Genomic DNA, 16,066 nt, shown 5'->3' on the forward strand with positions numbered 1-16,066 from the left:
GTTTACCAGTCCGTTGAAGCAGCAACTCCGGGAAGTGATTCTCGGAAGCTCCCGTCTACAGCCCGTCAGGGCTTAGCGGGAGAGGATGTCACTTTCTCAGCCTGTTTGCCCTTGAGAAAAAGAGGGGGTAGGAGGCGCTGTCGGTATGGGTTGACCTAGGATAGTGTATGATTCAAGCCTATAGCGGGTGAGAAGAGAGGGGGATCCGCATTTTGCGGCTTGATTGCCTGACTGTTCCCAGTCTGCCCTTTCTGACCACCTCAGCTCCGGGCGTATCCACAGATGAGCATGAGCGCTCCTGCTGCCCAACCCAGCCCTCCTCACTTGGTCTTGATCTTCACGGATCGGATGGGTCGGCGCGGCGTTGTCTTAGACAAGATTTACTACTCGGTGGGCCGGGCAGCCAGCAACCACATCCGCCTCTACGACTCTTGTGTTTCCCGCGAACACGCCCTGATCATCCGCATCCCGGAAGAGAACCGGGCTGGGTACGGCTATATGATCTTTGACGGCAGTTCCGCATCCCGCCGCAGCACCAATGGTTTGTTCGTCAACGGCAAGCGGGTTTTGTCTCATCGGCTACAGCTTTTGGACAAGATAGGGTTTGGGCCCAATGTAACCGCCATCGTGGAGAGCACCGACCGCCTCAGCCCGGAGACGCTGGCAGCCCTGTTGAGGCCGCCGGCCCTCGGCGACAATGTAACCCCAACCGGATCCCAGAGAGAAACCTTGAAAGAGACGCCCAGAGAGAACGACGACTTCACCGCCGCTTGATGGCGTGAATGGTTTTCAATCCAACCCCCTGCCGAGTTTTGGGTTCCCGTGACTCCCACTCCCCCTGCCCTGAGCGGCTACTGGCAAAATGGCTTCGACCTGGAAGCTCACTTGGGATCCTTTCTCGGCCTCAAGGCCGCCGAGCTGCGGGAGAAGCTGCGGCTTGGCCAGCAACAGTTGGCAGAGCTGGGCCGGCGCGACTTCATCTGGGATCAGGCGGAGATCTTTTACCGGGATCGGGTGGGATCCGCCTATTTGCTGGACTTGGCAGCTTGGCACCTGAGCAGCACCGACTACATCGGCGATACCCTGCGCCTGGTGGCCGACCATGCCCGTGGGCGGGTGTTGGATTTTGGCGGCGGCATCGGCACCCACGCCATTGGGGCGGCCCTCTGCCCGGCGGTGGAGCAGGTGATCTTCTGGGATATCAACCCCATCCATCGGCAGTTTGTGCAACTGCGGGCGGAAAAGCTGGGCCTAAGCGAACGCATCCACTGTCCAGACACCTTCCCGGAAGGGATCCGTTTTGACACCGTCATCTGCTTCGATGTGGTGGAACATTTGCCGGATCCGGCGGCGCAGTTGCGGCAATTTGACGACTGGCTCCAGCCGGCAGGTAAGCTCTTGATTAACTGGTATTTTTTCAAGGGGTTTAACGGCGAATTTCCCTTTCATCTCGACGATTCACAGCGGATCGAGGAGTTCTTTCAGGTGTTACAAAGCCATTTCTTAGAAGTGTTTCACCCCTATTTGATTACTGCCCGCTGCTACCGCAAGTGGAATGAACGCTGAGATGGGAGAAAACCCAAGTGCTGCGCTATTTGCAGGTGTTGTGGTTGTTTTGGAGCACTTCTGTAGCTGCAGAAATGGAGTACCGGGCCAATTTTGTCTTTGCCAGCCTCAGCAGCTTGGGCGGCCTGGGGTCAGCTTTGTTTGGGCTGTCGCTGTTCTACCAGCAGGGGCACCGCCTGGGGGGCTGGAGCTGGCCGGAGGCGCTCATCGTCTTGGGGGTGTTCACCATTTTGCAGGGGGTGTCGGCCAGCCTTTTTAACGTCAACTTAAACCGCATCGTGCAACAAGTTCAGGAAGGCACCCTGGATTTTGTGTTGCTCAAGCCCATCAGCAGTCAGTTTTGGCTGTCAACTCGGGTGTTTTCTCCCTGGGGCCTGGTGGATATTGGCTGTGGCCTGTTGTTGATTCTCTACGCCGGGATCCAGTTGCGGCTGCCGGCCTGGGCCTATGTTCTGGGTCTAGTGCCCCTTTTGCTGGGGTTGGTCATCCTCTACAGCCTCTGGTTTATGCTGGGGGCCACCAGCATCTGGTTTGTCAAGATCTACAACGTCACCGAGGTGTTGCGGGGCTTGGTGGAGGCGGGGCGATTCCCGCTGGTGGCCTATCCGGTGGCCTATCGGTTGTTTTTTACCTTCGTCGTGCCGGTGGCTTTCTTGACCACCGTGCCGGCAGAAGCCTTGCTGGGTCGGATCCAGTGGCCCTGGCTTGTGGGATCCGCCCTGCTGGCGGCGGGGCTGCTGTGGGGATCCCATTTGTTCTGGCGCTTTGCCCTGCGCTTTTACACCAGCGCCTCTAGTTAAAATCTCCGTCCAAACCTCTCCATCCTGAGCATCCAAGCAGGGAGGATGAGAGTAATTGCTACAGAAGCGCCCCACGCGCTCCCCTTTGGGAAGAACAATTGGCCTTCCCCCTCAATGAAAGGGCAAAAGCGGATTCTCGGCTGGGGGATGGGATCCCTCTAGCCTGCCTTTCTAGCGGCAAAAGAGAGTGCTGCTTGCCGTAGCAATCTGTAGCCACCTGTCTTGTGGCGCAGAGGGGTGTTTTGTTGTCAACAATCCTGACACCGACTGAGACAATTTGTCAATTTTTTAAGGAGCATTTTCCATGCGCAAGCACCTGCAGTGTGTGGCCGTATCTGTGGCAGCCGGTAGCTTAGCTCTGCTGGGCTGCAGCAACAGCAATGCTTCTCCGATGGCGATGATCCCCTCCCAAGCAGATTTGGTGGCCCTGGGCAGCGGCAACCGCCTCACCTTCATCCGCTCCACCGATGCCTCGGTACAGGGATCCCTGACGGTGACGGGGGTGAGTGGTAGTTTGATCGGTATTGATGTGCGTCCTGCCAATCGCCTGCTCTACGGCCTCACCGACGCCAACATCCTCTACACCATTAACTTGCAGACCGGCGCCGCTACGGTGGCCAGTACCCTGTCGGTTCCCTTTACGGCGGGTACGCTGTCCGGCATGGATTTCAACCCCGTTCCGGATCGGCTGCGCCTGGTGGGAGCCAACGGCCAGAACTTCCGCATCAATGTGGACACGGGCGAAGTGATCCAAGATAGACCTTTGGCCTTTGGCCCAATGGAACTGCAGGGATCCCGACCGGCTGTTACCGCCGCCGCCTACACCAACAACGTGGCCGGCACCCAATCCACACGGCTGTTGAACATCGACGGCGAGCGCAACCTGCTGCTGTTCCAGAATCCGCCCAACGAGGGGGTGCAAATGCCGATTGGCCCCCTGGGCGTGAACTTCGGCCCGGTGGGCGGGTTTGACATCCGCACGGTCGGCGGGGTGGATACCGGCTTTGCCATCGGCGGCTCCACCCTGTATCGAATTGACCTGAATACAGGTCGCGCCACCTCTGTGGGCACGCTGCCGGGTGGGCCGTTCTTTGGCTTGGCTGCCTTCTAGATCGGCCAGGTTGTTACAATTCCAGTCATTTTTCTGGCCAATTGTTGCTGTTTTGTTTCGGCCCGATTCCAGCTCGGGATTGGGCCTTCTGTACTTCTTCAAGTAGGGTTGACCTCCATCTATGCAGGCGATAGATTATGGGAGCCGCTGTCCTTTCTGGCTTGCCTTAGGCAAGGCCTGCTTCTTACTAAGTGCTTTCTCGTCGCCGTTTTGTTTTCTCCTTCCCCCCATGAAGATCGAGGATGACAAAGCCGAGGGATCTCTGCAGGAGAGAAGCGATGCAGAGGTATTTTCAGCCCTCAAGGCAGGCCAGTCGCAAGCTTTGGCTATCCTCTACGACCGCCACGCCGGTTTGGTATACGGAATCGCCTGCAAGATGCTGGGCAACTCTGCCGAGGCCGAAGATCTGACGCAGGACATTTTTTTGAGTTTGGCCCGTTCTTCCTTCGATCCCAAGCGGGGATCCCTGCGCACTTACCTGGGCATTTTGGCCCGCTCCCGCTGTTTGGATCGGCTGCGCTCTTGGCGCAATCGACAGCGATCCCTGGAACGGGGCAGAGTGGAATTACAGGGCGATGCCGCCGAGGATCCGGCCCTGGAGCAGTTGGCCGGGGCAGAGCAGGCGGTCGAGGTGCAAACGGCTTTGGCCCAGCTATCTGAACATCAACGCCAAATCCTCAAAATGGCCTATTACGAAGGCATGAGCCAAACAGAAATTGCCAAGCAATTGAATCTGCCTTTGGGAACGGTTAAAGCCAGAGCCCGCCGAGGCTTGCTGCGGCTGCGCGAGTTGCTGGGAGGCGCCCCATGAAAGCCGAGTCTGTGTCTCCCGAAGAACTGCAACTGTGGCTGGCCGGCTACGTGCTGGGGGATCTCTCCCCGGAAGAGGCCGACCGCCTGGAAGCGGTGCTCAAGCTGCGCCCGGAGCTGCAGCAGGAGCTGCAAGCCCTGCAACAGACCCTGGAAAGGGCCTACGGCGTCGAAGAGAAGCAACCTCCCCCCGCGCTGCGGGCTTCTCTGCTGCAAGCCTACACAGAGCCGGCGCCCAAACCCCTCTCCACGACAATTCAGGGATCCCCTCGCTGGCGGGGCCTGGCGGCATTGGCAGCAGGGTTAATCGTGGCTTTGGGACTGGGGAATCTCTACCTGTGGCGCAGGCTGCAACTGGCCCAGACGCAAGGGATCCCGGTCGAGGTGGTGACATATGAATTGCAACCGACGGCAGAAAACGTGACTGGCTCGGTTACGGTGGAGGTGGATCCGCAGCGCTTGCAGGGGAGGCTGGTAGCCCGCGGTTTGCCGCCGCTGCCGGAAGGCCGCGTCTATGCGCTCTGGGTGGTGCTGGAGCCGGAAGCGCCCTTCACCAAAGATAGGGCGGGGGCGATCCTCACCACAGCTTTCCGGGTGGATGCGGCGGGAAACCAAGAACAGGAGCTGCGCTTGCCACCGGTGTTCGCATCCACAGAATGGGTGCGGGCAGTGGCCATTACCGAAGAAGACGGCAGCCGGCCCCAAGAGCACCAGGGATCCCCTCTGTGGATTTCCGGCTAGCGGGAGCAGTGGCCAACCAACATAGGTTCGTCGGCGGAGGCAAGGCATGGATCTAGCCAGGATCCCTCTGCTTAAGCGACTGGCGGAGCACTCTCGCCGATGTGGATCGGCAAAACAGGGATCCCGAGCCACCCTGCCGTTGGGAAAAGTTGTGGGCGCACCGGAAGCGTAACAGCATTAAGATGATGGTCACTACCCCGGCACAGCAAAAGCCAACTTGGAGGCCACCCTATGGGCGAAGCCAAGCGCCGCAAAACCCGAAACAGACCGACTCCCGACCAAGAGCTGCTCTTTCCCCAGCTCAAAGACATTCCTCTCACCAAAGCCCAAGCCCGCACGATCTACAATTGGACAACTCGAGGCGCTTGGGCCGGCATTATTCTCCTGGCCATTGTCTGGGTGGTGGTGCGATTTGTGGGGCCTGCCCTGGGCTGGTGGCACCTGGTGGGCTAGCCGGCTGGATCCCTTGAGTCTCCTTGGAGTTTTCCTATGCGATCCTACTTGGCAGCCGCCCTGCAGATGACCAGCACCCCCGATCTGGCCGGCAACTTGCAACAGGCAGAGGAGTGGATTGACTTTGCGGCGCGCCGGGGCTGTGAGCTGGTGACCTTGCCGGAAAACTTTGCCTTCATGGGGCCGGAGGAAGAAAAAGCCCGCCTTGCGCCGGAGATTGCGCAGCGGGCCGAAGAGTTTTTGGCCAAGATGGCCCAGCGCTACCAGGTGTTTGTGCTGGGCGGGGGATACCCGGTGCCGGATGGACAGGGCAAGGTGTACAACACGGCGGCCCTCTACAGCCCCGAGGGCAAGGAGCTGGCCCGCTACCGCAAGATCCACCTCTTCGACGTCAACCTGCCCGACGGCAACACCTACCGCGAGTCGAACACGGTGGTGAGCGGCAACGAGGTGGTTGTCTGCCAGGAGGAGCGGCTAGGCACCCTTGGTTTGTCGGTCTGTTACGACGTGCGCTTTCCTGAGCTATATCGCTCCTTGGTGGATCGAGGGGCAGAAGTGTTGTTGATCCCCGCCGCCTTTACCGCCTACACGGGTCGGGATCACTGGCAGGTTTTGCTGCAGTGTCGGGCCATTGAAAACACCTGCTACGTGATCGCCCCCGCCCAGGTGGGCACCCACTACGAGCGGCGACAATGTCATGGCCACGCCATGATCGTGGATCCCTGGGGGACGATCCTGGCGGATGCCGGCGGCGAAAAACCAGGAGTGGCCATTGCCGAGATCGCCCCAGAGCGGCTACAGCTTATCCGGCGGCAGATGCCCTCGCTGCAACACCGCCGGCTGGCCTGTGCCGTTACTCCCTAGGGATCCCCTATGCCTTGGCCGCCGCTGATTCTCTACAGCAAGCCCGGATGCCACCTCTGCGAGGGCCTAGCGGAGAAATTGCGGCAGATCCCCGAAATCGGCGAGCTGGAAATCCGCGACATCACCGCCAACCCCGCCTGGTGGGAGCGCTACCACCTGGAGGTTCCCGTGCTGAAGGTGGCCGGGGATCCCGAACGGCTTTTGCCTCGCCCCTCGCCGCGGCTGACGGCGGCGCAGTTGCGCGCCTGGCTGGGACAACAGTTGGGTTGCCTATCGGGAGGCTAGCGCTTCGCTGCGGGCGGTATAGCCAGCTTGGCGCAAAGCTGCCACGGTGGCCTCGGCATCTTTAACCCAAAATTGGGATCCCAGCCTCACCCAGAGCGTGTGGGGAGGGGCGACGATGGCCGCCACAACAGGGATGCGATTTTCTTCCTTGGCTTCCGAACGTTGGCGGGCAAGCAATGTTTGCAAACGGTATCGATCCTCCAATGTCCCAGCCGAGTCCAGAGGGAGTTCCACCGCAACCCAACTCACCGATTCAATCGGCTGTAAGTCCTCGACAATCAATTGCACCTGCTCATCCCGCTGATCCACCTTGGCCCAGATAAAGAGCCGTTGATCCACCTCCAGACGATGGCGCAAACGTTCGTAAGTTTTGGGGAAGATCACCGCTTCGCAACTGCCGGTGAGATCTTCCAGTTGCAAAATGGCCATGCGATCCCCTCTCTTGGTGGTTACCGTTTTAATGGCGGTCAGCAGGGCCAGAATGCCTACAGAAGTATCGGCTGCGTAGCCGCTCAAATCGGAGAGGTTAACAGGAGCCAACAGCCGCGCCTGCTCTTGAATCCGCCGCAGCGGGTGATCCGAAACATAAAAGCCCAACAGCTCCCGTTCTAGCCTTAACTTTTCTTGCGGTGGAAAATCTTCAGTTGCAGGCCCCCGCGGAGCTTCAATAAATCCCTGGTCGTTGCCCAACAAATCAAACAGGCTGGCTTGGCCAATGGCTTTGGACTTAGCCTGCTCCGCTGCCCAATTGAGGATGGGATCCAGATCCGCCATTAGCTGTTTGCGGTTGCCGGAAATACCATCAAAAGCGCCCGCACAGATCAACGACTCGATGGCGCGGCGGTTGACCACGCGCAGATCCACCCGCTGGCAAAAATCGGCCAAAGAGGTGAAGGGGCCTCCGGCCTGGCGGGCAGCCAGAATGTTTTGAATCGCCCCCTCGCCCACATTCTTCACTGCTCCTAGACCAAACAAAATGCTGGATCCCTGAGGGGTAAAGTCCAGGCCAGAACGGTTGATATCCGGCGGCTCAATTTGGATCCCGATCGACAGGCAATAGGTGATGTAGCGCTGGACCTTGTCTTGATCCCCTCCCACAGAAGAAAGCAGCGCCGCCATGTATTCTGTTGGATAATTGGCCTTGAGATAGGCTGTCTGGAAAGTAATCAGTCCATAGGCCGTAGAGTGGGATTTGTTGAAGCAATACTCGGCAAAAGCAACCATTTGGTCAAATAGCTCCGTAGCCACTTCCTTGGCCACACCTCGCTCTACTGCCCCTCGGACGAATTGCTCCCGGTGTTTCTCCATCTCGGAAACTTTCTTTTTTCCCATCGCCCGCCGCAATAGATCAGCCTGGCCCAGGGTATAGCCGGCCATGTCCTGGGCAATGCGCATGATCTGTTCTTGGTAGAGAATGGCGCCATAGGTATCTTGAAGGATTGGCTTGAGGAGATCGTGGGCGTAGGTTACCGGCTTGCGGCCATGCTTGCGATCGATAAAGTCCGGGATCATGCCCGTATCCAATGGCCCTGGCCGGTAAAGAGCTAAGACCGAGGAAATATCTTCCAAGTTGGAAGGCTTGAGCTCTCGCACCACCTGCTTCATGCCGGAAGACTCCAGTTGGAAGATCCCTTCCAGCTCTCCTTTTTCCAAAAGTTGGTAAGTTTTCTCGTCGTCCAATGGCAGGTTATCCAGGTCGATAGTGACCCCTCTGTGCTCTCGAATCAGCTCCACGGCCCGCTGGATCATCGTCAGGTTGCGCAGCCCCAAAAAGTCCATCTTCAACAGGCCCAGAGACTCGATATCTTCCATCGAGTACTGAGTAATAATTTGGCCTTCGTTGTTGTATTGCAAGGGCACGATCTCATCTAGAGGATCTTTGGAGATGACCACGCCGGCAGCGTGAACCCCAAAGGTTTTGTTGGTGCCTTCCAACAGGCGGGCCAGCTCGATCCAGCGGTGAGTGGTTGGGTCTTTCTCGTATTTTTCTTTGAACTCTGGAGCCGGCGTGTTCTCGCCGATCATCTCCTCCAATTTTGCCGGTTTGCCCCGCGAGACCGGGATCAGCTTTGCCATTTTGTCGGCTTCGGCATAGGGAATATCCAGCACCCGACCGACATCTTTGAGAATGGCCTTAGAAGTCATGCGGTTGAAGGTGATGATCTGGGCCACTCGCTCCTGGCCGTATTTGCGGGTTACATAGTCGATCAGCTCTCCCCGCCGCTCGATACAGAAATCGGTATCGATATCCGGCATCGATTGCCGTTCTGGGTTGAGAAAGCGCTCGAAGAGCAACCCATATTTGACGGGATCGATGTTGGTAATCTGCAAAGCATAGGCCACCAGGGATCCGGCTGCCGAACCGCGGCCCGGGCCCACCGGGATCCCGTGTTCGCGAGCATAGCGAACGTAGTCCCAGACCACCAGGAAATAGCTGGAGAAGCCCTTTTGTTGGATGATATTCAGCTCAAAGCGCAGGCGCTCCTGATAGTTTTCCGGAATCTGATCTGGATAGGCGACGCCGCAGCGTTTCGCCAGGCCCTGCCAGGCCAATTCGGTGAGATAGCTATCGGCAGAATGGCCCGGCGGAACCGGATAGTCGGGCATGCGCGTTTCCCCAAATAGGTCATAGCCCTCGATCTTTTCCAGCACCTTGAGAGTGTTGGCAATGGCTTCGTCGATCACCTCCTGCTCCAGGTGATCGCGGCAGAGGCGGCGCATCTCGTCCGGGCTTTTCAAGTACTCTGTGCCGCTGTAGCGAAGGCGGTTTTTTTCGGTGAGGGATTTGCCTGTTTGGATGCAGAGCAAAGCATCATGAGCCTCCACATCCCAACAGGAGATGAAGTGGCTATCGTTGGTGAGGATGATCGGGATCCCTAATTCGCGAGCAATGCGCACCAATTGCACATTGACAAAGCGGTCTTCTCGATAGCCGTGATCCTGAATCTCGATGTAGTAATCATCTCCAAACTGTTCCTGATACCAGGCGGCAACTTGGCGGGCAATTTCTGGCCGCCCCTGCAAAATGGCCTGGGGTACCTCCCCGGCCAGGCAGCCGCTGGTAACGATCAACCCCTCTTTGTATTGCGCCAAATACTCTTTGTTGATACAGGGCCGAGCGAAGATCCCCTTGCCTTGAACGCCTTGGAGATGGGAAATGGTGGTCAGCTTGACCAAGTTTTTGTAGCCCTGGGTATTTTTGGCCAAAACCACTTGGTGATACTTGGGGTACTTGCGGCTTTTGTCTCGAATATCGCCGTTGATAACATACATCTCATTGCCGATGATCGGCTTGATCCCTTTGCTTTTACACAGTTTCACCAGCTCGATGGCCCCGTACATAACGCCGTGATCCGTCAGGGCCAGCCCCGGCAAACCCATCGCCACCACCTGCTCAATCAGAAGCGGCAATTGGCTGGCGCCATCCAAGAGGCTGTACTCGCTGTGCAAGTGCAAGGGAACAAAGGCCATGGCAAGGCTACAGATAGAAGGATCTTTCTTACCTTAACTCGGTGTGCCCATTTCCCGGCTGCCTGCAGGTGTGGCTACAGTGAGATCAATCAAGCTTGTGTTTTCTCCTTTTGCCTAAATGGACACTCCCCTTCGCCTCACCCAGTACTCCCACGGCGGCGGCTGCGGCTGTAAAATCGCCCCGGCGCTGCTGCAGCAGATTCTCAAAGAGCTGCCCCTTTTCTGGTCGGATCCGGCGCTGCTGGTGGGATCCGAGACCAGCGACGATGCCGCCGTCTACCAACTCAACGACGAGCAGGCCCTGATCCTGACCACCGACTTTTTCATGCCCATTGTGGACGATCCGGTGGATTTTGGCCGCATCGCCGCCGCCAACGCCCTTTCCGATGTTTACGCGATGGGGGGCACGCCCATTCTCGCCCTGGCCATTTTGGGCATGCCGGTCGACAGGTTGCCCCTGTCGGCCATTCGGGAGATCATGGCCGGGGGAATCAAGGTCTGTCAGGAAGCCGGGATCCCTTTGGCCGGGGGGCACTCCATCGATTCGCCCGAGCCCATCTTCGGCCTGGTGGCGGCAGGGCTGGCCCACCCGCAGCACATCCGCCGCAACGCCACCGCCCGGCCCGGCGACGATCTCATCCTCACCAAGCCGCTGGGGATCGGGGTGATGACCACCGCCCTGAAAAAGGGCCAGCTCAGCGCGGCAGGCTACGCGGAAGTTTTGCAGGTGATGACTCAGCTCAACCGCATCGGCCCGCAACTGGCGCAGCGAGCCCAGGTTCGCGCCCTAACCGATGTAACGGGGTTTGGCCTTTTGGGACATCTGCTGGAAGTCTGCCGGGGCTCGGGGGTGAGCGCCGAGCTGGATTTGGCTGCCATTCCGTTTTTGACCGAAGCGCTCTCCTTAGCTGAAGCTGGGATCTTCCCCGGCGCAGCCCGGCGCAACTGGCAGGGCTATGAGGGAGTAGAGGCCAACTCTCTGCCGGAGTGGCAGCAGTTGCTCTTGTCGGATCCGCAAACCAGCGGCGGCTTGCTGGTGGCGGTGGATCCCGCCTACACCGCAGAGCTTTTGCAAGAGCTCCACAGCGCCGGCTACTCTTACGCCCGTCGCATTGGCCGCTGCCAGGCCGGCGAAGGGATCGCCATCCGGGTTGTCGGCGAGATGCCGGTAGCTTGAGTGAAGCCTATATTCGGCCCTCTCCTGCCAATATGAAGATTCGGTCAAGCAGAGCTGCGAAAGTTGAAGATCTCATGTAAGGGTAAGGGGAGCTGAGATATCTTAAAGGGGTATGAACGAGCCCTCTCCCAACAGCCATAGCCTGGTTCAGTGGGTTGAGCCAGGTCAACTGATTCGCAGCCTCAGCAGTGGCCAATTGCTGATGGTGGATCCACAGCGGCCCAACGCCCTGATCATCTGCAAGACGTTTCATGCCGAGTTTGCCGGGCCGGGGGCTGCGGTCGGGGGGCCCTTGGATGTGGATTCGAGCGGCGTGCTCCCCATTGGGGATGTGGCTCTGTTGCATCCCCAGGGCTATCAAGAGCGGCAAAATGCCTATGCCAAGCGGCTGCACTGGATGCGCTGGCTGCAGCAGATCACCGATAATCCTCTGCCGGCCCAGCGGGCGCGGGTGCTGCTTTTTAGTTTGGAGGAATTTTTCTCTGCCGATTTGGTCAGCCAGTTGCCGGATGACATTTTGGCGCGGCTGGTCGGGGTGCTGCCGCAGACAATCGCCGCAGCTCGGATGGAAATGATGCCCCTCTACAGCCCCAGCTATTCCCTGGCCGGCTGAGCCGTCTTGGGGAAGAAGGGAGAGGGGAGCCTGAGTTGGGGCTGTTCGGGATCGGAGTAAGAGACCTAGACTACAGAAATCAGGCCTTCTGGCTCTCTGGATTTGATTGGAAAATAAGCGCGGTATCGCTACCCTGAAAGCTCGCCCAACCGGGATCCTGGCCTCATGCAGTGGTGGAAACGGCTTCGCCAAAATCGCTGGGCTCAAGCAGGAGCCTACATCCTCCTCGTTTTCTATACTTGCGCCATTTTTGCCGAGTTTGTCGCCCCCTACAGCCCGCTGGAATCGCAGCCGGGGGGATCCCTTCTGCCCCCCACCGCCATTCACTTTTGGGACGAGTCGGGGGCTTGGCTGGGACCCCACGTTTATCCAACTCGCCAGGGGCCGGTGGATCTGGAAACGGGCGAACGTCCGCTTTTGGTGGATACCAGCCGTCCCGCCGGGATCCGCCTGTTTGTGGCCGGCACCCCTTACCGTTGGTTGGGTTTGATCCCCTGGGATCGACACCTATTCGGCACTGTCCCTCTGCGGACGGAGGAAGGGCTGCCCGTAGCGCGGCTACACCTGCTGGGCACGGACGATCAAGGTCGCGACTACTTCAGCCGTCTGGTCTACGGTGGGCGCGTCAGCCTGTTCGTTGGCCTGGTGGGCATCGGCATCTCTTTTCCCATCGGTCTGCTGGTGGGGGCCATATCCGGCTACTTCGGCGGCTGGGTGGATACGCTGCTGATGCGGCTGACTGAGGTGTTGATGTCGATCCCGACGCTGTATTTGCTGGTGTCGTTGGCGGCGGTGTTGCAGGTGAACCCGCTGACCGGTGTGCCCTTCAGCAATGCCGAGCGCTTTTTGGTGATTGTGGCCATCCTCTCTTTGGTGGGTTGGGCGGGCTTGGCCAGGGTGATTCGGGGGCAGGTGCTGTCCTTGCGGGAGCGAGACTTTGTGCAGGCGGCGCGGGTGGCCGGGGCCGGATCCCTGTATCTGCTGGTGCGCCATATCCTGCCCCAGACCACCACCTACGTGGTGATCTCGGCAACCTTGGCGGTGCCCGGCTATATCGTGGCAGAGTCGGTGCTGAGCTTGATCGGCCTGGGGATCCAACAGCCGGATGCCTCGTGGGGGAACATGCTGTCGCTGGCCACCAACGCTTCGGTAATCATTCTGCAGCCCTGGCTGGTGCTGGCCCCCACCCTGATGGTGGTGCTCACCTCCCTGTCTTTTAACTTGCTGGGAGATGGCCTGCGAGATGCCCTCGACCCGCGGGATCCTGATCCTCGCTGAGGAGAAGTTGCTTCCTGGTTTGCCGGCTGTAGAGGCAATGGGGCGGCCTGCCGTTCACCGTTTCCCGTCGGGATAGAGCCGGTTGAGCCCCTTGCGAGCCTTGGCATGGACGTCCAGGGTGGTATCCATCTTCAGGATCTGGCGGTAGACTTGCTCGGCCCGGGCGATTTCCCCCTCCTGCTCCAACTTCTCGGCCAGCTTGAGCAAACTTTGGGCCGAGGGATCCGCCAAAGAGCCCTGCTCCTGCAGTTGCCGCAGCTCTTCCAGGCGCTCTTGCACCATCGGTCGCAACAGCCAGGAATCGTCCAGATCCAACACTTCTCGGTAGTAGCGCTGGGCCTCTTTGAAGTTCTTTTGCTCGTCGTAGGCTTCCGCCAGTTGCAAAGCCAGCTCCGCCGTGGGCCGATCCTTAAACTGGCGATGCAGTTGGTTCAGCCGCCGCAGGAAGGGGGATCCCTGCTGCGGGTTTTTCAAATCCGGCGCGTGTTGAACCGGCAAATAGTTACTCCTCTCCGCCGATTGTTGAGGGGAAGGGGCAGGCTCCGCGGCCTGAGGTCGAAGGGGCGTTTGCCGGCTGATGCTTTTGGGGTCAATGGGGGTGGGCTTGTAAACCCAAATTGGCTGATCCGGAGGAGATGCGGGTGGGGTTGGGCGTGGGATCGGCTGCGGCAAGGGAATGGTCTTGCGATCCGGCGGTTCAGGAGATGGCTGCTTCAGCTCCTCAAGGGTGCTGGGAGGTTTGGGGGCCTGAAATTGAATCGCTTTGGGAGTCTCCCTGCGCTCTTGGGCCAATTCTCGGTACAGAGCGGCCAATTGCAGGTACCCCGCTTCTTCATAGGCGGTGGCCAGCCAACGGGCATTCTCTGGGCTGGGATCCGCACGATAAGCCCGCCGGAGCAACTGCAAAGCAGTGCCGTAGTTGCGCTCTCGAATGGCTGCCCGTCCCAAACTCGCTGAGCTGACCCCGATGGTATCGCTGGCCATAGTCCCCCATCTGTCTTGGCGCCGACAATAGAGCTAAGAGTCAAGGCTGAGCTGCTGATAATTCATGTTTTCCAAGCCAGCCACGTGGGTTGACGCTTGCTTAATATAACTGGATTCCTTGGCCATAGCATACCCTCACCAGCCGGGATGTTATCTGCTCGGACAGCTCCCTCTTGTTGAGATCTCTCGCTTTATATCAATTCAATGTCGATATTGAGGGTGGGATTGGATTGAGATCTGGATGCCAAGTTAACTTTCGGGCTAACTTGTAGTCAGAGCTTCAGCAGCAACAGGTTCTGACGCCAACATGATCCAAGACTTTCGAGAGCGGTACCCTATGGGCAGCTTGCTCACCGATCTGTTGCGGGTGGAAGAAGGGATCTACATCGTCAAAGCCCAGGTGGTGGTCAACAACACGGTTCTGGGCAGTGGTATTGCCGGCTCCAACACAGTAGAAGAAGCAGAAGATGCTGCGCTGAAGCGCGCTTTAAACCACGCAGGATTCGGTCATTCCACAACTTCCCTGAGCTTGGGGGTGGATTCTGCTGCCGCCAGGATGCCCTACCTGCCCACTCCTGACTTGGCCAATGGGCGCACCCACTCTTCTGCTGCCCCTCAAGCTCCTGAGTCGATAGGGATCCCGGCGAAGCCGACTTCCCCAGAGTTGCCCAATCTGAGCGAGCCAGGGGCCTATGGAGATGATTTATCCGACATCATTGCTCAAACAGATGTCGAGATGCAGCGTATTGGCTGGGGCCGCAAGGAAGGACAAGAGTTCTTGGAGCGTCGCTTCCAAAAAAAGTCGCGCCACCAACTAAATGAGGCCGAACTGCGGGAGTTCTTGCGCTATTTAAAACAGCAGCCGTCCCGCCTCAACAGCGAGCCCCGTTTTTGACTTTTCCAGACTCCCTCGCTCCCGGCCCCTCTCCCAGAGGGAGTCCCCCCTCACCCCCAGCCCCTCTCCCAGAGGGAGAGGGGAGTTAGACTTGACCTTGGAAAAATCCCTTGCCCAAAGACAGGAGACTGCATCAAACCGCCAGTCTCTCTGGTGTCTCGTTGTGTTCTGGAATAGCCACGGCTAGGGCGCACCCACGATCACAGTGGTGTCTTGCATTGTCTTCACGACGGTCTCGCCTCCTTCCGAGAGCACAACCCGTCGCTCCGGCACCGACACTCCGGCCACCCTGGCAGTTTGGTAGTTTTGCCCGGCCTGCACCACAGAAGGAATGACGCCTGGGCCGGAAACCAAAGCAAAGGATTCGCCACCAATCTGGATCATCCCAGAAACCTGCACGCTGCGGGCAAAGGCCGCCGGGTCACGAGTGGGGGTCGGGAGCGGCGTGGTCACTGCTACGGGCACTTCGCCACCATTGCCGGGCGGCGGCAGCTCCGGCGGCGGAGGTAGAGGTGGCAGGTTAAGGGTTGGCTCAGGGGCACGCACGTTTTGGGGCACAAAGGGATCCACACGGCCAGCCCCACTCAAGGCCCGCTGGGTTTCCTGCTCTCGATCCACTGGCGGGATCAGGCTAGAGGCAGCTTGGGTAGCCTGCAGAAGGGAGGGCACCGGCGGCGGGGGTTGATCGGGGGCGGTCTGGCCAAAGCCGGCAGGCAAGTTCACCGTTTGTTGCCGGGCGAGAGCTTGCATCTGGCTGGCTCCGCGGGCCAAGGTGGCGCTCATATCCTGTTCCCAAGTCCCTGCAGCATTCAGCCGCATGATCACAGGGCTGGTTCCCCCCCGAGACTCCACCCAAATTTCCGCTTCTGTGTCGCTCAATCGCCGCGAGCTGAGGATCCGGGATCCCGGAGGCAAGAGGGGCCGAAGCGCCAGTTCGGCCTCAGGAACAGCCTGTTCGTTGGCCAGAGCCGGGAACCAACGGGGGGCCAAAAACGCAACGCCCCCTGCCAACAGCAGG

16 protein-coding genes are annotated in these 16,066 nt (G+C 59.0%); 13 read left to right on the forward strand and 3 right to left on the reverse strand.

Features of this window, described 5'->3' with window-relative positions; translation table 11 throughout:
• Positions 1-282: 282 nt before the first annotated feature.
• The 9 genes from ACVW0R_RS11235 (at position 283) to ACVW0R_RS11275 (ending at position 6,630) form a co-directional block, all read left to right on the forward strand.
• The gene (locus ACVW0R_RS11235; RefSeq protein ID WP_099812622.1) at positions 283-774 is read left to right on the forward strand and encodes an FHA domain-containing protein; all 492 of its coding nucleotides are present in this window, start codon (positions 283-285) and stop codon (positions 772-774) included.
• Positions 775-822: 48 nt separating this feature from the next.
• A complete protein-coding gene (locus ACVW0R_RS11240) occupies positions 823-1,566 on the forward strand; it encodes a class I SAM-dependent methyltransferase (RefSeq protein ID WP_099812623.1) in 744 nt (247 codons plus the stop codon).
• A gap of 17 nt (positions 1,567-1,583) precedes the next feature.
• The gene (locus tag ACVW0R_RS11245) at positions 1,584-2,366 is read left to right on the forward strand and encodes an ABC transporter permease (RefSeq protein ID WP_011428988.1); all 783 of its coding nucleotides are present in this window, start codon (positions 1,584-1,586) and stop codon (positions 2,364-2,366) included.
• A 304-nt stretch (positions 2,367-2,670) separates the two neighbouring features.
• On the forward strand, positions 2,671-3,477 hold the full coding sequence (locus ACVW0R_RS11250) for a DUF4394 domain-containing protein (protein WP_414401499.1): 807 nt from the start codon (positions 2,671-2,673) through the stop codon (positions 3,475-3,477).
• Between the two features lie 229 nt (positions 3,478-3,706).
• Positions 3,707-4,288, forward strand: coding sequence for a sigma-70 family RNA polymerase sigma factor (locus tag ACVW0R_RS11255; RefSeq protein ID WP_011428985.1), 582 nt, complete (start codon positions 3,707-3,709; stop codon positions 4,286-4,288).
• Entirely contained in the window at positions 4,285-5,028 is a 744-nt protein-coding gene (locus ACVW0R_RS11260) for an anti-sigma factor (protein WP_011428984.1), read from the forward strand. The genes ACVW0R_RS11255 and ACVW0R_RS11260 overlap by 4 nt, the downstream gene beginning before the upstream one ends.
• A gap of 231 nt (positions 5,029-5,259) precedes the next feature.
• Complete coding sequence (locus ACVW0R_RS11265; protein ID WP_011428983.1) at positions 5,260-5,481, forward strand: DUF2839 domain-containing protein; 222 nt, start codon at positions 5,260-5,262, stop codon at positions 5,479-5,481.
• Between the two features lie 36 nt (positions 5,482-5,517).
• Positions 5,518-6,345, forward strand: a complete 828-nt coding sequence (locus ACVW0R_RS11270) for a carbon-nitrogen hydrolase family protein (RefSeq protein ID WP_011428982.1) — start codon at positions 5,518-5,520, stop codon at positions 6,343-6,345.
• 9 nt (positions 6,346-6,354) lie between these two features.
• Positions 6,355-6,630 (forward strand): glutaredoxin family protein, encoded by a 276-nt coding sequence (locus ACVW0R_RS11275; protein WP_011428981.1) that lies wholly within the window; start codon positions 6,355-6,357, stop codon positions 6,628-6,630.
• Here the strand turns inward: ACVW0R_RS11275 and ACVW0R_RS11280 are convergent.
• Positions 6,616-10,101 carry a DNA polymerase III subunit alpha gene (locus ACVW0R_RS11280; RefSeq protein WP_457502064.1) on the reverse strand — a complete coding sequence of 1,162 codons (3,486 nt, stop codon included), beginning with the start codon at positions 10,099-10,101 and terminating at the stop codon, positions 6,616-6,618. The two genes, ACVW0R_RS11275 and ACVW0R_RS11280, sit on opposite strands and share 15 nt — an antisense overlap.
• Before the next feature lie 118 nt (positions 10,102-10,219).
• Here ACVW0R_RS11280 and selD point away from each other — a divergent pair, with 118 nt between their 5' ends.
• The 3 genes from selD (at position 10,220) to ACVW0R_RS11295 (ending at position 13,169) form a co-directional block, all read left to right on the forward strand.
• Positions 10,220-11,278, forward strand: coding sequence for a selenide, water dikinase SelD (selD, locus tag ACVW0R_RS11285; RefSeq protein ID WP_099812628.1), 1,059 nt, complete (start codon positions 10,220-10,222; stop codon positions 11,276-11,278).
• A 112-nt stretch (positions 11,279-11,390) separates the two neighbouring features.
• Positions 11,391-11,891, forward strand: a complete 501-nt coding sequence (locus ACVW0R_RS11290; RefSeq protein WP_011428977.1) for a hypothetical protein — start codon at positions 11,391-11,393, stop codon at positions 11,889-11,891.
• Between the two features lie 165 nt (positions 11,892-12,056).
• Positions 12,057-13,169 (forward strand): ABC transporter permease, encoded by a 1,113-nt coding sequence (locus ACVW0R_RS11295; RefSeq protein WP_011428975.1) that lies wholly within the window; start codon positions 12,057-12,059, stop codon positions 13,167-13,169.
• A gap of 54 nt (positions 13,170-13,223) precedes the next feature.
• Here ACVW0R_RS11295 and ACVW0R_RS11300 read toward each other — a convergent pair whose 3' ends face one another.
• Positions 13,224-14,153 carry a hypothetical protein gene (locus tag ACVW0R_RS11300; protein ID WP_414515363.1) on the reverse strand — a complete coding sequence of 310 codons (930 nt, stop codon included), beginning with the start codon at positions 14,151-14,153 and terminating at the stop codon, positions 13,224-13,226.
• Between the two features lie 337 nt (positions 14,154-14,490).
• Between ACVW0R_RS11300 and ACVW0R_RS11305 the strand changes: the two genes are divergently transcribed.
• The gene (locus tag ACVW0R_RS11305; RefSeq protein WP_011428973.1) at positions 14,491-15,048 is read left to right on the forward strand and encodes a hypothetical protein; all 558 of its coding nucleotides are present in this window, start codon (positions 14,491-14,493) and stop codon (positions 15,046-15,048) included.
• A 183-nt stretch (positions 15,049-15,231) separates the two neighbouring features.
• Here the strand turns inward: ACVW0R_RS11305 and ACVW0R_RS11310 are convergent, their stop codons facing one another.
• Positions 15,232-16,038, reverse strand: coding sequence for a hypothetical protein (locus ACVW0R_RS11310; protein ID WP_457502065.1), 807 nt, complete (start codon positions 16,036-16,038; stop codon positions 15,232-15,234).
• Positions 16,039-16,066: the final 28 nt, after the last annotated feature.

The organism is Thermostichus sp. MS-CIW-15 (genome assembly GCF_054060575.1).

Bases quoted from the DNA above. Each gene is read 5' to 3' on its own strand.
- ACVW0R_RS11235 (WP_099812622.1), top strand. From the start codon at position 283: ATGAGCATGAGCGCTCCTGCTGCCCAACCCAGCCCTCCTCACTTGGTC.
- ACVW0R_RS11250 (WP_414401499.1), top strand. From the start codon at position 2,671: ATGCGCAAGCACCTGCAGTGTGTGGCCGTATCTGTGGCAGCCGGTAGC.
- ACVW0R_RS11255 (WP_011428985.1), top strand. From the start codon at position 3,707: ATGAAGATCGAGGATGACAAAGCCGAGGGATCTCTGCAGGAGAGAAGC.
- ACVW0R_RS11260 (WP_011428984.1), top strand. From the start codon at position 4,285: ATGAAAGCCGAGTCTGTGTCTCCCGAAGAACTGCAACTGTGGCTGGCC.
- ACVW0R_RS11265 (WP_011428983.1), top strand. From the start codon at position 5,260: ATGGGCGAAGCCAAGCGCCGCAAAACCCGAAACAGACCGACTCCCGAC.
- ACVW0R_RS11270 (WP_011428982.1), top strand. From the start codon at position 5,518: ATGCGATCCTACTTGGCAGCCGCCCTGCAGATGACCAGCACCCCCGAT.
- ACVW0R_RS11275 (WP_011428981.1), top strand. From the start codon at position 6,355: ATGCCTTGGCCGCCGCTGATTCTCTACAGCAAGCCCGGATGCCACCTC.
- ACVW0R_RS11280 (WP_457502064.1), bottom strand. From the start codon at position 10,101: ATGGCCTTTGTTCCCTTGCACTTGCACAGCGAGTACAGCCTCTTGGAT.
- selD (WP_099812628.1), top strand. From the start codon at position 10,220: ATGGACACTCCCCTTCGCCTCACCCAGTACTCCCACGGCGGCGGCTGC.
- ACVW0R_RS11290 (WP_011428977.1), top strand. From the start codon at position 11,391: ATGAACGAGCCCTCTCCCAACAGCCATAGCCTGGTTCAGTGGGTTGAG.
- ACVW0R_RS11295 (WP_011428975.1), top strand. From the start codon at position 12,057: ATGCAGTGGTGGAAACGGCTTCGCCAAAATCGCTGGGCTCAAGCAGGA.
- ACVW0R_RS11300 (WP_414515363.1), bottom strand. From the start codon at position 14,153: ATGGCCAGCGATACCATCGGGGTCAGCTCAGCGAGTTTGGGACGGGCA.
- ACVW0R_RS11305 (WP_011428973.1), top strand. From the start codon at position 14,491: ATGGGCAGCTTGCTCACCGATCTGTTGCGGGTGGAAGAAGGGATCTAC.